The organism is Pseudonocardia zijingensis, from assembly GCF_042657305.1.
Classification (GTDB): domain Bacteria; phylum Actinomycetota; class Actinomycetes; order Mycobacteriales; family Pseudonocardiaceae; genus Pseudonocardia; species Pseudonocardia zijingensis.
Genome location: NZ_JBHSKO010000011.1, coordinates 154,653 through 168,884, shown reverse-complemented (window position 1 = coordinate 168,884; position 14,232 = coordinate 154,653). Strand labels below are relative to the sequence as shown.

The 14,232-nt window shown below is 73.6% G+C and carries 12 protein-coding genes; 9 read left to right on the top strand and 3 right to left on the bottom strand.

The genetic code is table 11. The annotated features are described in order from the left end of the window. The first annotated feature begins 10 nt into the window (after positions 1–10). From ACFPL3_RS22195 to ACFPL3_RS22155, 9 genes are all read left to right on the top strand, one after another. Entirely contained in the window at positions 11–1,078 is a 1,068-nt protein-coding gene (locus ACFPL3_RS22195; protein ID WP_343942534.1) for a substrate-binding domain-containing protein, read from the top strand. Then, positions 1,075–2,256 (top strand): Gfo/Idh/MocA family protein, encoded by a 1,182-nt coding sequence (locus ACFPL3_RS22190; RefSeq protein WP_343942533.1) that lies wholly within the window; start codon positions 1,075–1,077, stop codon positions 2,254–2,256. The genes ACFPL3_RS22195 and ACFPL3_RS22190 overlap by 4 nt, the downstream gene beginning before the upstream one ends. Beyond that, positions 2,256–3,263, top strand: coding sequence for a sugar phosphate isomerase/epimerase family protein (locus ACFPL3_RS22185; RefSeq protein ID WP_343942532.1), 1,008 nt, complete (start codon positions 2,256–2,258; stop codon positions 3,261–3,263). Before ACFPL3_RS22190 ends, ACFPL3_RS22185 begins: the two co-directional genes overlap by 1 nt. Positions 3,264–4,012: 749 nt before the next feature. Next, on the top strand, positions 4,013–5,092 hold the full coding sequence (locus ACFPL3_RS22180; RefSeq protein WP_379589611.1) for a sensor histidine kinase: 1,080 nt from the start codon (positions 4,013–4,015) through the stop codon (positions 5,090–5,092). Beyond that, a complete protein-coding gene (locus ACFPL3_RS22175; RefSeq protein ID WP_343942531.1) occupies positions 5,089–5,865 on the top strand; it encodes a LytR/AlgR family response regulator transcription factor in 777 nt (258 codons plus the stop codon). Before ACFPL3_RS22180 ends, ACFPL3_RS22175 begins: the two co-directional genes overlap by 4 nt. Before the next feature lie 11 nt (positions 5,866–5,876). Continuing rightward, positions 5,877–6,263 (top strand): hypothetical protein, encoded by a 387-nt coding sequence (locus ACFPL3_RS22170; RefSeq protein ID WP_343942530.1) that lies wholly within the window; start codon positions 5,877–5,879, stop codon positions 6,261–6,263. Further along, on the top strand, positions 6,260–7,924 hold the full coding sequence (locus ACFPL3_RS22165) for a sodium/solute symporter (RefSeq protein WP_343942529.1): 1,665 nt from the start codon (positions 6,260–6,262) through the stop codon (positions 7,922–7,924). Before ACFPL3_RS22170 ends, ACFPL3_RS22165 begins: the two co-directional genes overlap by 4 nt. Before the next feature lie 29 nt (positions 7,925–7,953). Beyond that, positions 7,954–8,937 carry an RNA polymerase subunit sigma-70 gene (locus ACFPL3_RS22160; RefSeq protein WP_343942528.1) on the top strand — a complete coding sequence of 328 codons (984 nt, stop codon included), beginning with the start codon at positions 7,954–7,956 and terminating at the stop codon, positions 8,935–8,937. Between the two features lie 11 nt (positions 8,938–8,948). Next, positions 8,949–9,245 carry a hypothetical protein gene (locus ACFPL3_RS22155; RefSeq protein WP_343942527.1) on the top strand — a complete coding sequence of 99 codons (297 nt, stop codon included), beginning with the start codon at positions 8,949–8,951 and terminating at the stop codon, positions 9,243–9,245. A 201-nt stretch (positions 9,246–9,446) separates the two neighbouring features. On the opposite strand, the gene ACFPL3_RS22150 is transcribed toward ACFPL3_RS22155, so the two are convergent. From ACFPL3_RS22150 to ACFPL3_RS22140, 3 genes are all read right to left on the bottom strand, one after another. After that, entirely contained in the window at positions 9,447–11,687 is a 2,241-nt protein-coding gene (locus ACFPL3_RS22150) for a hypothetical protein (protein WP_343942526.1), read from the bottom strand. 147 nt (positions 11,688–11,834) lie between these two features. Beyond that, entirely contained in the window at positions 11,835–13,277 is a 1,443-nt protein-coding gene (locus tag ACFPL3_RS22145; protein ID WP_343942525.1) for a GH1 family beta-glucosidase, read from the bottom strand. Further along, positions 13,274–14,227: a pseudouridine synthase gene (locus ACFPL3_RS22140; RefSeq protein WP_343942524.1), complete on the bottom strand. Its 954-nt coding sequence runs from the start codon at positions 14,225–14,227 to the stop codon at positions 13,274–13,276. The genes ACFPL3_RS22145 and ACFPL3_RS22140 overlap by 4 nt, the downstream gene beginning before the upstream one ends. Positions 14,228–14,232 lie beyond the last annotated feature (5 nt).

The following is a 14,232-nucleotide window of genomic DNA, read 5'->3' as shown; positions in this document are numbered from 1 at the left end:
GGAGAGAAAGATGTCCGATCCCACCCGGGGCCTGCACCGTCGCAGGTTCCTCACCGGCGCCCTCGGTGTCGGCGCCGGTGCCGCCCTCACCGCGTGCACGAGCAACGAGCCCGCCGCTCCCGCCGGGGGCGCGCCGGTCGCCCCGGCGCCGGCCGCGGGCGGTGCCGCCGAGCCCGGTCGCCCCGTCACCATCGGCTTCTCCGCGCCCGCGGCCGACCACGGCTGGATCGCCGCGATCGCGCAGAACGCCCAGGCGCAGGCCGAGCAGTTCCCCGACGTCACGTTCGAGGCGGTCAACCCGACCAACGACATCGCCCAGCAGATCGCCGCCGTCGAGACGCTGATCAACCGCGGCGTCGACGCGCTGGTGATCCTGCCCAACGACGGCAGCCAGCTCACCCGCGTGGGCCAGCAGGCGATGGACGCGGGCATCCCGGTGATCAACCTGGACCGGATCTTCGACTCCCCGCTGGCCTACCGCACCTGGATCGGCGGCGACAACTACGGCATGGGCGTCAGCGCGGGCCACTACATCGGCACCCGCTTGCGCGAGGCCGGCGTGGCGAACCCGATCATCGCCGAGATCGCGGGCATCGACAACCTGCCGCTCACCCAGCAGCGCAGCAGCGGTTTCACCGACGCGCTGGCCACCTACGGCTTCTCGGTGGGCCCGCGCCAGGCCGCGGACTTCACCGCGCAGGGCGGACAGGAGGTCACCGCCAACCTGCTGCAGGCCTCCCCGCAGATCGACGCCATCTGGAACCACGACGACGACCAGGGCATCGGTGTGCTCGCCGCCATCAACCAGGCCGGGCGCAACGAGTTCTTCATGGTCGGCGGGGCCGGGTCGGCCAACGCCATGCGCGAGATCCAGGCGGACACGAGTGTGCTCAAGGCCACGGTGACCTACAGCCCCTCGATGGCCTCCTCGGCCGTTGCGCTCGCCCGGCTCGTGGCGCAGGGTCGGGGCATGAGCGATCTTGCCGAACGGGAGGTGCCGGCGTCGATCACGCTGGCATCCGCGACCATCACGAAGGAGAACGTGGCCGACTACCTTCCCCTGGGTTTCGAGTCATGACGCACGGCACGACGCTCGGCATCGGGATGGTGGGTTACGCCTTCATGGGCGCGGCCCACTCGCAGGCCTGGCGCACGGCGGGCCGGTTCTTCGACCTGCCGCTGCAGCCCGACATGGCAGTGCTGTGCGGCCGCAATGCCGACGCCACCGCGGCCGCCGCGCAGCGGATGGGCTGGCGGCACACCGAGACCGACTGGAAGGCGCTGCTGGGCCGCGACGACGTCCAGCTGATCGACGTCTGCACGCCCGGCGACACCCACGCCGAGATCGCCATCGCGGCGCTGGAGGCCGGCAAGCACGTGCTGTGCGAGAAGCCGCTCGCCAACACCGTCGACGAGGCCAAGGCCATGGTCGCGGCGGCCGAGAAGGCGCAGGCGCAGGGCGTGCGCAGCATGGTGGCCTTCAACTACCGGCGGGTGCCCGCGGTGGCGCTGGCCCGGCGGCTCGTGGAGCAGGGCCGCATCGGCGAGGTGCGCCACGTGCGCGGCACCTACCTGCAGGACTGGATCGTCGACCCGGAGTTCCCGTTGGTCTGGCGGCTGCAGAAGGACAAGGCGGGCTCCGGCGCGCTCGGCGACATCGGCGCGCACATCGTCGACATGGCGCAGTTCGTCACCGGCGACCGCCTCCAGGGCGTCTCCGCGCTCACCGAGACCTTCATCAAGGAGCGCCCGCTGCCCGAGGCCTCCAGCGGGCTGTCGGCGTCCGGATCCAGCGAGCGCGGCGAGGTCACCGTCGACGACACGGCGCTGTTCATCGGCCGCTTCGGCAGCGGCGCCGTGGCCTCGTTCGAGGCCACCCGGTTCGCCACCGGGCGCAAGAACGCCATCCGGCTGGAGATCAACGGCAGCAAGGGCTCCCTCGCGTTCGACTTCGAGTCCATGAACGAGCTGTCGTTCTACGACGGTGAGGAGGACGCCGAGACCGCGGGCTTCCGCCGCATCTACGTCACCGAACCCACCCACCCCTACGTCGGCGCCTGGTGGCCGCCGGGCCACGGCCTCGGCTACGAGCACTCGTTCACCCACGAGGTCGTCGACCTGGTCCGCGACCTCGCCGCGGGCACCGACCCCACCCCGTCGTTCGCCGACGGCCTGCAGGTCCAGCAGGTGCTGGACGCCGTGGTCCGCTCGGCCGAGTCCGGCAGCGGCTGGGTACCGATCGCAGGAGAGGACTGATGGCACGACCGATCACGCTGTTCACCGGTCAGTGGGCCGACCTCCCGTTCGAGGAGGTCGCCCGGCTCGCGGGTGAATGGGGCTACGACGGGCTGGAGATCGCCTGCTGGGGCGACCACTTCGACGTCCGCGCCGCCGTCGAGGACGACTCCTACATCCCCGGCCGCCGCGCGATCCTCGAGAAGCACGGCCTGCAGGTGTTCGCGATCTCCAACCACCTCAACGGCCAGGCCGTCTGCGACGACCCGATCGACGAGCGCCACCGCGCCATCGTGCACCCGCGCGTCTGGGGCGACGGCGACCCGGAGGGCGTGCGGCAGCGCGCCGCCGAGGAGATGAAGTACACGGCAAGGGCCGCCGCGAAGCTCGGCGTGAACACCGTCGTCGGCTTCACCGGATCGAAGATCTGGAAGACCGTCGCGATGTTCCCGCCCGTGCCCGACTCGATGGTCGAGGACGGCTACGCCGACTTCGCCGCCCGCTGGAACCCGATCCTCGACGTGTTCGACGAGGTCGGCGTCCGGTTCGCCCACGAGGTCCACCCGTCGGAGATCGCCTACGACTACTGGACCACCGTGCGCACCCTCGAGGCCATCGGGCACCGCGAGGCCTTCGGCCTCAACTGGGACCCCAGCCACTTCGTGTGGCAGGACCTCGACCCCGTCGGCTTCCTCTGGGACTTCAAGGACCGGATCTACCACGTCGACTGCAAGGACGCGAAGCGCCAGGTCGGCAACGGCCGCAACGGCCGCATGGGCAGCCATCTGCCCTGGGCCGACCCCCGGCGCGGCTGGGACTTCGTCTCCACCGGCCACGGCGACGTGCCGTGGGAGGCCTGCTTCCGGATGCTCAACACCATCGGGTACGAGGGCCCCATCTCCGTGGAGTGGGAGGACGCCGGCATGGACCGCCTGGTCGGCGCCCCGGACGCATTGGCCTTCGTGAAGGGCACCGCGTTCGACCCGCCCTCGGCGGCCTTCGACGCGGCGTTCAGCAGCGGCTCGTAGCGCCCACCACCTCCCCGCGGTCCGCGGATCCGCCGGTCGACCGGTCGGCCGGTCGGCCGCGGGGAGGTGGCCGTGCGCTCGCACACCGGTCGTGGTGCTCACACACCGACTGCAGTCGGTGTGTGGGCGCCGGTGGTGGTGTGTGGGCGCCTCGGGGCGGCCTTGGTGTCGCTGGCACATCGGTTGTGGTGCCGGCACATCGGTTGCGGTCGGTGTGTGGGCGCCGGTGGTGGTGTGTGGGCGCCTCGGGGCGGCCTTGGTGTCGCTGGCACATCGGTTGTGGTGCCGGCACATCGGTTGCGGTCGGTGTGTGGGCGCCGGTGGTGGTGTGTGGGCGCCTCGGGGCGGCCTTGGTGTCGCTGGCACATCGGTTGTGGTGCCGGCACATCGGTACCGGTCGGTGTGTGAGCACCCGTGGTGGTGTGTGGCCGCCCCGGGGCGGCCGTCGAGTCCGCTCGCACATCGATTGTGGTGCCGGCATCGTCGACGGTCGGCCTGTGAGCGCCTCGGGGCGGCCTTGGTGTCGCTGGCACATCGGTTGTGGTGCTCGCACATTGGTTGCAGTCGGTGTGTGAGCACCCGAGGTGGTGTGTGGGCGCCCCGGGGCGGCCGTCGCGTCTGCTCGCACATCAGTTGCGTCGGGGTGGCGCGGCGATCTTCGATATCGATTCGAGCGTCGGTCTCGGCCCGCGGTTGGCTCCGGCGGCCAGGGTGACCTAACGTCATCCTGTTCGGCGACGGAGGCGGCGATGGTTGCAGTGGACGCAGAGGCCGCGCCGGAGGAGTCCCGCCGCCGGTGGCGCCGGGCCCGCGGCGGAGCGGGGTCGATGGCCACGCTCGCGGAGGCGCGGCGGATCGCGGCCGGGGTCCGGGGAGGGCTCGGCGGGCCCGACGCCGCCGGTGCGGCGCGGGGTCTGCGGCGGCTGCTGGAGGCGGACGCGGTGGGCCTCGGGGGCCTGAACGGCGCGCTCGTGTGGGCGGGACGCCCGCCCGAGGACGCCGACGCCCTCGCCGACTCGGTGCTGCGCAACGACACCCGCGCGGCCGCCCGCGGCATCGTCGCGCTCCCCGTGCACGCCCGCGACGAGTTCGCCGGGGTGCTGGTGGTGGCGGGGCCGGTGGCGTCCGGCGCCGTGCGCGAGGCGGCGGTGTGGCTGGGGGAAGCGCTCGAGCGGGCCCGGCTGGAGGAGTCGGCGGCCGTGGCGGAGCAGGCCGAGCTGCGGGCGTTGCGCGCGGAGATCTCGCCGCACTTCGTCTACAACAGCCTCACGGCGATCGCGTCGTTCGTGAACTCCGAACCGGAGCGGGCGCGTGACCTCATGCTCGACTTCGCCGAGTACACGCGTCACAGCCTGGCCCGCCACGGCGACTACACCACTGTCGCCGGGGAGTTCCGGGCGATCGAGGCGTACCTGGCGCTGGCCAGGGCGGTGCTCGGGGAGAGGCTCACCGTGCAGGTGCGCATCGCCCCGGAGATACTGCCCGTCGCGCTCCCGTACCTCGCGCTCCAGCCCCTCGTGGAGAACGCCGTGCGCCACGGTGTGGAACTCCCGGGCGGCAGCGGCCTGGTCCAGGTCAGCGGGGAGGCCGACGGCACGGAGTGCGTCATCGCGGTCGAGGACGACGGGCCGGGGATGGACCCGGAGTACGCGGCCGCGGTCCTCGCCGGCGACGCCTCGCCGGGGAGCATGGGTCTGGTGAACGTCGATCGGAGGCTGCGCACGGTGTTCGGGCCGGGCTACGGGCTGGTGATCGAAACGGGGGTAGGGGCGGGTACGCGGGTACTCCTGCGGTTGCCGCGGTTCCAACCGGGGGTGGTGGTGTCATGACCCGTCCCATGCGGGTGCTCGCCGTCGACGACGTCGCGCCGGCGCTGGCCGAGCTCACCCGGCTCCTGCGGGAGTCCCCGGACGTGGGGGAGGTGGCCGAGGCGGGCGATCCGATCACCGCGCTGCGGCTGATCCAGGCCGGTCCCCTCGACGCCGTGTTCCTCGACATCTCGATGCCCGGCATGAGCGGGCTCGAGCTCGGGTCGCTGCTCTCCCGGATGACCGACCCGCCGGTGGTCGTGTTCGTCACCGCCTACGAGGAGCACGCCGCGTCGGCCTACGGCATCGGGGCCGTCGACTACCTGCTGAAGCCGGTGAGCGCGGAACGCCTCGCCGCGGCGCTCACCCGGGTGCGGCGGTTCGGCGCCGCCGAGGCCACCCCTGCCCCGGTGCCGGTCGACGCGCTCGCCGCCGTGCCCGTCGAGCTCGCCGGGCGCACCCGGTTCGTGCGGCGCGACGACGTCCGCTTCGTCGAGGCCCACGGCGACTACGTGCGGTTGCACACCCCGTCCGGGGCGCACCTCGTGCGGATCCCGATCTCGCGGCTCGAGGAGCACTGGCAGCACGCGGGGTTCAGCCGCGTGCACCGCAGCTACCTGCTCGCCGTGCCGGCCGTCCGGGAGCTGCGCAGCGACCTGTCGGGCGGCCTGCTCGCGCACACCGACGTCGGCGACGTGCCGGTGAGCCGCCGCCACGCCCGTGAGCTGCGCGAGCACCTGCTCGAGGCCGCCACGCGGGGCGCATTCGAGTCACCCGGCCAGAGGGCGCGGTGAGGTCAGGGGCCATGAAGCAGCGGCGCCGCGTCGCGGTGACGAGCCCGCAGACCCGAGTTGCCCTGGCCCGTGGGCGCACCGGGGTGCGGGCCGCGCCCCCGCACCTCGCCCCGGCCGACGCCGAACGCGCGCGCCGGATCCACCGCAGGCAGCTGCGCTACGCCCTCACGGTGCTGGCCCTGCTGGGCGCGTTGCTGCTCGGGCTGCCGCTGCTGCTCGCGGGGGCCCCCGCCCTCGACACGGTGCGGGTGGCCGGCATCCCGGTCTCCTGGCTGGCGGTGGGGGTGCTGCCGTTCCCGCTGATGGCGCTGCTCGCCGGGTGGCAGCTGCGCAAGGCCGAACGGGCGGAGCGGGCGACGGGATCAGGAGCGCAGGCGGGCCACAGGGCGGTCCGGTGATCCTCGCGATCGTCCCCGTCCTGCTGATCACGCTGCTGATCGGCGCGCGCGGGGTCGCGGCCATGCGCACCACGTCGGACTTCCTGGTGGCGTCGCGGCGCATCTCGCCCACGGTCAACGCGGCCGCGGTGTCGGGCGAGTACCTGTCCGCCGCGTCGTTCCTCGGCATCGCGGGCCTCGTGGTGAAGGACGGTGTGGGCTCGCTCTGGTACGCCGTGGGGTTCGCCGCGGGCTACGTCGCGATGCTCGCGCTCGTCGCCGCACCGATGCGCCGCACCGGCGCGCTCACCGTCCCCGACTTCGCCGAGGCCCGGCTCGGTTCGCCCGCCCTGCGCAGGCTGTCGGCCGCGGTGGTGCTGGTGATCGGCTGCCTGTACCTCGTGCCGCAGTTCACCGCGGCCGGGCAGGTGCTGGGCGTCGTCTCCGGCAGCCCGTACTGGGTGGGGGTGGTGATCGCCGGTGCCGCCGTCAGCATCACGCTCGCGCTCGGCGGGATGCGGGCGGCCACCTACGTGCAGGCGTTCCAGTTCGTGCTCAAGCTCGCCCTGTTCATCGTGCCGGCGATCTGGCTGGTGCTGCAGGTCTCCCCGGACACCCGCCGCGAGGCCCTCACCCCCGTCGAGTTCACCCGGTTCGACGCGGCCACCCCGGTGCAGTTCCGGCTCGACACCACCCTCACCCTCAGCGAGCCCACGCGCGTGGCCGTGGGCGGGGCGGACGCGGAGGTGCTGCCACCCGGTGAGTACGACGTGCAGGCGGGGCAGACCTGGGATTTCGCCGCCGGGTCGGCGGTGCCGCACGTCGGCACCGGGCCGCCGGGCGGCGCCGACTGGGCCCGCCCCCTCCTCGACCCGGGCGGCTACCCGCTGCTCGCCACCTGGTCGGTGCTGGTGGCCACCGTGCTCGGGACGATGGGGCTGCCGCACATCCTGATCCGCTTCCACACCAGCCCGGACGGCCGCGGCGCCCGCCGCACGGCCGCGATCACCGTGGCGCTGCTGGGCGTGTTCTACCTGTTCCCCGCGGTGTACGGGCTGCTCGGCGCGGCGCTGCTGCCCGAGCTGTACCTGTCCGGCGCCACCGACACGGTGGTGGTCGCGCTGCCGGCGCGGGTGGACGGGGGGTTCGCAGGCACCCTGTTCACCGCGCTGCTCACGGCCGGGGCGTTCGCCGCGTTCCTGGCCACCTCGCTCGGCCTGCTGCTCGCCGTGTCCGGCGCGCTCTCGCACGACCTGGTGCCGAGCACCCTGCGCCGACTGCGGTTCACGCCGATCGTCGCGGCGCTCGCCGTCGTCCTTCTCGCGCTCCCGGCGGCCCGGCTCGACGTCGGCGTCCTGGTCACCTCGGCGTTCGCGGTCGCCGCGTCGACGTTCTGCCCGCTGCTCGTCCTCGGGATCTGGTGGCCGCGGCTCACGGCGCGCGGTGCGATCGTCGGGATGGTCACCGGGCTGGTGGCGTCGGCGGGCGTGATCGGGGTCGACCTGTTCCTCGGGGTGCCGCCCGGGCTCGCCGGCATCCTCCTGGGCCAGCCCGCGCTGTGGTCGGTGCCGCTGGCGTTCGCCACGATGGTGCTGGTCTCGCTGCGCGGCCGCCCGCCCGCGTGGGCATCCGCGGCGATGCTGCGGCTGCACCTGGACGAGACCGAGCCCGGCCGCCGATGAGTTTCGGGGCCGCACCCGGTCTCATGAGCATGACGCCAGCGACAGACGCGCAGACATCCGCCGCGGTGGCGGGAGACCAGGCAGCATTCGCGGCGCTCGTCGAGCCGCACCGGCGGGAGCTGCACGTGCACTGCTACCGCATGCTCGGCTCGTTCACCGACGCCGAGGACATGGTGCAGGAGGCGCTGCTGCGGGCCTGGCGCAGCCGCGCCACGTACGCGGGCCGCTCGACGTTCCGCGCGTGGCTCTACCGCATCGCCACCAACGCCTGCCTCGACCACCTGGAACGCCACCCGCGCCGCCCCGGCGCCACCGGCGAGGTGACCTGGTTGCAGCCGTTCCCGGACCAGCTGCTCGAACAGGCCGCGCCCGACGACGAACCGGACGCGACGGTCGTGGCGCGGGAGACGATCGAACTGGCGTTCCTCGTCGCGGTGCAGCACCTGCCGCCGCGCCAGCGGGCCGTGCTGATGTTGCGCGACGTGCTCGGCTGGTCGGCCGCGGAGAGCGCCGACCTGCTCGGGTGGAGCGTCGCGTCGGCCAACAGCGCCCTGCAGCGCGCGCGGGCCACGCTGCGCGAGCACCTGCCGCGGCAGCGGTCGGAGTGGTCACCCGAGGGCCCCAACGACGAGGAGCGGTCCGTCCTGCAGCGGTTCATGGACGCCTGCGAGCGCGCCGACCTGACCGCGCTCGCCGCGCTCATGCGCGAGGACGCGGTGTTCTCGATGCCTCCGTACCCCGACGTGATCCGCGGCCGGGACGCGATCGTCGAGCAGTGGGCACCGGCGCTGGACGGTTCGTCCGAGTTCGGGAAGTTCATGCTCGTGCCGGTGTGGCTGAACCGCCAGCCCGCGGCGGCGAACTACGTCTGCCGGCCAGGCACGGACGAGTTCCGCGCCTTGGCGGTGGACGTGCTGCGCGTCGAGGGGGGAGTGATCACCGACGTGCTGTCGTTCGAGCACACGGACCAGTTCCCGATCTTCGACCTCCTCGGCCTCCCGGTCACCCGGTAGCGGGGCCAGCTGTGGACGCCGAGCCGATCACGTTCCTCGGCAGGCCGCTCGGGCCCTCGTTCCGCTCCCGCACCGTGACGATCCGCCCCGGCGCGTCGCTGCCCTACGCCGAGCACGAGTGGCGGGACGCGCTGGTCGTCGTGGAGTGCGGGACGGTGGTGGTGGAGTGCGACGCCGGCGGGCGGCGGACGTTCACCACGGGCGAGGTCCTGTGGCTCAGCGGGATCGGGGTGCGGGCCCTGCACAACGAGGGCGGGGAGAGCGTGGTGCTGGTCGCGGTCTCGCGGCGGGCGGTGCCGGACGGGTGATCGGATGACGGGTCCGGTTCCCGCACGCCGCGCGCGCTGACGATCCGGGCTCGGGTCTCTCGTGGCGGAGCAGCGGCGCCGCCGACGCCTCCAGCGCCGGACGCCGGGCAACGGACCGGTGACCGGGTCGTCGGTAGACGGGGCGATGGCTCGGTCGCGAACACCGAGTCGGTGGGTCGGTCGACGTGCGGTGTGGCGGGCTCAGTCGTCGGACGACGAGCCGGAGGCCGACTCGGCCGCATCGCGGACGTCGGCGAGGACGGAGTCGCCGCCGTCGTCGCTGTCGCCGTCGTCTCCGGAGTCGCTGTCTCCGGAGTCGCTGTCGCCGGAGTCGCTGTCGCTGTCGCCGGAGTCGCTGTCGGAGTCGCCGTCGTCGTCGGAGCTGTCGGAGTCGCCGTCGTCGTCGGAGCTGTCGGAGTCGTCGTCTCCGGAGTCGCTGTTGTCGCTGCTGTTGTCGCTGTCGCCGGACTCGTCGGAGTCGTCGCTGGATGCGCTGTCGTCGTCGCTCGAGTTCGAGTCGTCGGAGTTGCCCGATCCGGAGTTGCTCGACCTGGAGCCGCTCGAGTCGGAGCCGGTCGAGTCCGAGTCACCGTCGGACCGGTCGCCGTCGGAGTCGGCCGACCGGGCGTTGTCGCGGTTGGTGTCGGAGTTGCCGTTGCCGTCGCCGTTGCCGTCGCCGTTGTCGTCGTCGGAGCCGACCGAGCTCGCGTCGTCCTCGTCGTCGCTGTTCCTGGCCTCGTCGCTGCCGGCCGGCTCGGTAGCGGAGCCGGGGGAGTCGCCGTCGGTGGAGTCGTTGGTGGTGGCGGCAGTGGGGGAGGCGGCCTCGGGGGCGGCCTGGGACTCCGTCGAGTCGTCGGTGGCGGTCGGGAGGGGCACCGTGATCGGGGGCAGGGGAGGAACCTCGATGATGAGGTCGTTCCCCTCGGGCGCCGGGTCGGGCTCGGTGGGGGCGGGGTCGTCGCTCGCGGCCGGCGGCGCCGGTTCCTCCCCGTTCGGGGAGCCGGGCTCGTCTGCGGTGGCGCCGCTGGGGGACTCGTCGCCGCCCGTCTGCCCGCTGTCGGTGCTGCTGCTCTCGGTGCCGCCGCTGTCGGTGCCGCTGTCGGTGTCGCTGTCGGTGTCGCTGTCGGTGTCGTCGTCGGACTGCGTGCTCGGCTCGCCCTCGGATCCGCCGGAGTCGGTGCCCGTACCGGAGCCGGTGCTGCCCGAGTCGCCGGTGCTGCCCGGGTCACTGCCGGTGTCACTGCCCGGGTCACTGCCGGAAGCGGAGTCCGAGCCGCTGCCGGATCCGGTGCTGCTGCCGGCGTCGCTGCCGGACTCGGAGCCCGAGTCACTGCCGGAACCCGAGTCACCGCCGGAACCGGTGCTGCTGCCCGAGTCGCTGCCCGAGCCGATGCTGCTGTCGGTGCCGGTGTTCGAGCCCGAGCCCGCGTCCGGATCCGCGGGCGGCTGTGCGGGCCCCTCCGGGCCGGCGGGGGCGGGGTCGCCCGGACCGGTACCCGCGCCGCCCTGCGCCGGATCCTGCGCGGGGTCCTGGGCGCCGCCGGCCGGGTCCTCCGGCCCGCCGCTCGGGGCATCGGCCGCGTGGCCGCCGGGCCCGGAGCCCGGGTCGCCCTGCTGCGGGAGGCCATAATCGGGCTCCCCGGGCCCGCCCTCGCCGGGGGCGGCGAGGATCTGCTCGTCGGGCGGGCCGCCGGGCCGGCCGGGTGTGTCGGACTCGTCCTGCTCCTCGGGCCGCGAGGGGCCGACGGTGTCGGCGAGCTCCTGCTGCGCGCGGGCGAGGTCCTCGTGGCCCTCGTCGGGCCGCACGGCGGACAGCGTGGCGGCGGCGGCGTCGATCTCGCGGGCGGCCTCGTCGCGGCGGCCCTCGCGCAGGGCCGTGCGCGCTTGCTCGAGGTGGCCGGTCACCGCGATCGCGGCCTCGACCGACCGCGCCCGCTCGGCGTAGAAGACCTTCGAGACGGGCCAGAGCATGCTGCCCGGCTCGGCCTCGGACGCCCCGACCGCGACCCCCGACGTGGCCAGCGCGATCAGGGCGGCGGCGATCCCGAGCCGCCGCGCGTACGGGGTGATGGCCCGGTGCCGGCCGGAGCGCAGCGGGACGACGTCGGCGGCGGGCTCGTCGGGGCCGGGAAAGCCGGGCCCCGTGGTGTCGATCACATCGGTGGCCGGCGGCGCAGCGGTGGTGGCGGAGGCCGAGGCGACAGCGTCGGGCCGGGCCTCGGCCACCCACGCGGCGAGCATCGCCACGAGCTCGTCCTCGGTGCCCCGGGCCGACGCGGGCACGGAGCGCGGGGCTACGAGACCGGCACCGAGCCGCTCGATGAACTCGTTGTCGGCACGCAGAGCCGCGACGTCGAGGGGGTGTTCGCTGTCCTGGGGCAGTAACCCGCGATTCTCGGCGCCGCCCTCGTCGGGGAGATCGTTCTCGTCTCCGAGCCGCACCCCGACCTCCGTTTCTCGTGAGTGGTGCCGGCCGGGCAACCGGCGACAGACTACCCCGGCCGCCATCGCGTCCGGGGTGTCCGGTGAAGGAGTCGTTCCGGGGGCGCGGGATGTTTCGCGAGGGCCCTTCCGCAGCCCCCTGCGCTGTTACTCGGGCAGCGCGTTGCGCCGGATCACCTCGGCGTAGAAGTGTGCGCTCTCCTTGATCGTGCGCACCTGTGTGGCGTAGTCCACGTGGACGATCCCGAACCGCTTCGCGTAGCCCCAGGCCCACTCGAAGTTGTCCAGCAGCGACCAGACGTAGTAGCCCCGCACCGGCGCACCCGCCTCGATCGCGGCGTGCACGGCCGCGAGGTGCCCTCGCAGGTACTCGATCCGGTCGGTGTCCACCACGCGGCCGTCGGGGCTCACGGCGTCGGGGAAGGCGGCGCCGTTCTCGGTGACGAGCAGATCGAGGCCGGGAGACTCGCGGGCGACCCGGAGCAGCAACTCGGTGAGCCCGCGGGGGTCGATGCTCCAGCCCATGTCGGTCTTGGGTCCGTGCTGGATCGGGAACTCCACGTCCTCGCACGCGATCCACGGGGTCGCGGCGCCGTCGCCGTGGCCGTCGGCGTTCTCCTTCGGGCGCTCCCGCGTCCAGTGCCGCACCGGCGTGGGCGAGTAGTAGTTGACGCCCAGCGCGTCGATCGGGGCCGAGATGACGTCGAGGTCGCCGTCGCGCACGAACGACCAGTCCGTGACGCCCGCCGTGTCGGCCAGCACGTCCTGCGGGTAGCGCCCGTGCAGCACCGGGTCGAGGAACACCCGGTTCTGCAGGCCGTCGACCCGGCGGGCCGCGTCGACGTCGAGCGGCTCGTCCGGCTTCTCGGGGCGCACCCAGGCGAGGTTCAGCGTGAGCGCCACCCGCGCGGCCGGCGCGGCACGGCGGATCGCCGTCGTGGCCAGGCCGTGGGCCAGGTTGAGGTGGTGGACGGCGGCGAGGGCGGCCGCGGGCTCGGTGCGGCCGGGGGCGTGCACCCCGCTGGCGTAGCCGAGATAGGCGCTGCACCACGGCTCGTTCAACGTGATGAACACCGGCACCCGGTCGCCCAGCGCGCCCGCCACCACCTCCGCGTACTCGGCGAACCGCTCGGCGGTGCGGCGCTCCGCCCAGCCGCCCGCGTCCTCGAGCGCCTGCGGGAGGTCCCAGTGGTAAAGGGTGATCGACGGGCTGATGCCGTGGGCGAGCAGCTCGTCGACGAGGTCGGAGTAGAAGGCGATGCCCTCGGGGTTGACCGGGCCGAGCGCATCGGGGGTGACCTGCGGGGTGATCCGGGGCCACGAGACGGAGAACCGGTACGAGGTGAGCCCGAGCCGGGCCATCAGCGCGACGTCATCACGGAACCGGTGGTAGTGGTCGACCGCCACGTCCCCCGTGTCGCCCCGTGCCACCCGCCCCGGCGTGTGCGAGAAGGTGTCCCAGATGGACGGGGTGCGCCCGCCCTCCGTGGCGGCCCCCTCGATCTGGTACGCGGCGGTGGCCGAACCCCACAGGAACCCCTGGGGGAACCGGACTGCGCCGGTCGCGGTGCTGGCCTCGGTGGCGGTCACGTGCGTCCTTCCGTCTGCGGAGCGTCCCGAACCGGCGCTGCCCACTGCTCGTAGGACGACCATGCTCGCAAATCGAGGCGGCTGGTGAACCGGCGCACCTCCCCGCTGAACGGGTCGCGGAACTCCAGCGTGGTGGCCAGCAGCTGCAGGGGGCGGCTGAAGTCGTCGAGCGGCTTCTCGGTGAGCGCCGGGTAGAAGTCGTCGCCGAGGATCGGGACGCCCAGTCCGTTCATGTGCACCCGCAGCTGATGGGTGCGGCCGGTCTCGGGTACGAGCCGGTAGCGGGCGAGCCCGTCGCGGACCGCGAGCAGCTCGACGTGCGTGACCGCGTTGACCGGCCCCGGCTCCTCGAACGCGCGGATCACGCCGCGTTCCTTCACGATCCGGCTCTCCACCGTGCGCGGCAGCTCCAGCGCCGGGTCGTGGCGCGCGACCGCCTCATAGGTCTTGCGGACCCGCCGGTCGCGGAACAGCGTCTGGTACGCCCCGCGCCGCTCCCGGTGCACCACGAACATCAACAGGCCCGCGGTGGGCCGGTCCAGCCGGTGGGCGGGGGAGAGGGTGGGCAGGTCCAGCTCCTGGCGCAGGCGCACCAGAGCCGTGTCGAGGATGTGGCTCCCGCGCGGGATCGTGGCGAGGAAGTGCGGCTTGTCGACGACGACCAGGTGCTCGTCGCGGTGCACCACCCCGATCTCGAACGGCACCCGCACCTCGTGGGGCAGATCGCGGTGGAACCACAGGAACTCGTCCGGCACGAACGGGGCGTCCAACGCGATCGGGCCGTGGCGGCCCACGATCCGCTCCTCCCGGAGCATGGCATCGATCCGCGCCGGGTCCACGCGCGGCAACCGGTCGACCAGGTGGTCGCGCATCGTGGCCCACGACGCCTCCGCCGGCGTCCGCAGCCGCACCGGGTCGAGCCCGTGTCGCTGCGGAAGCGGCGACGTCACCTTCC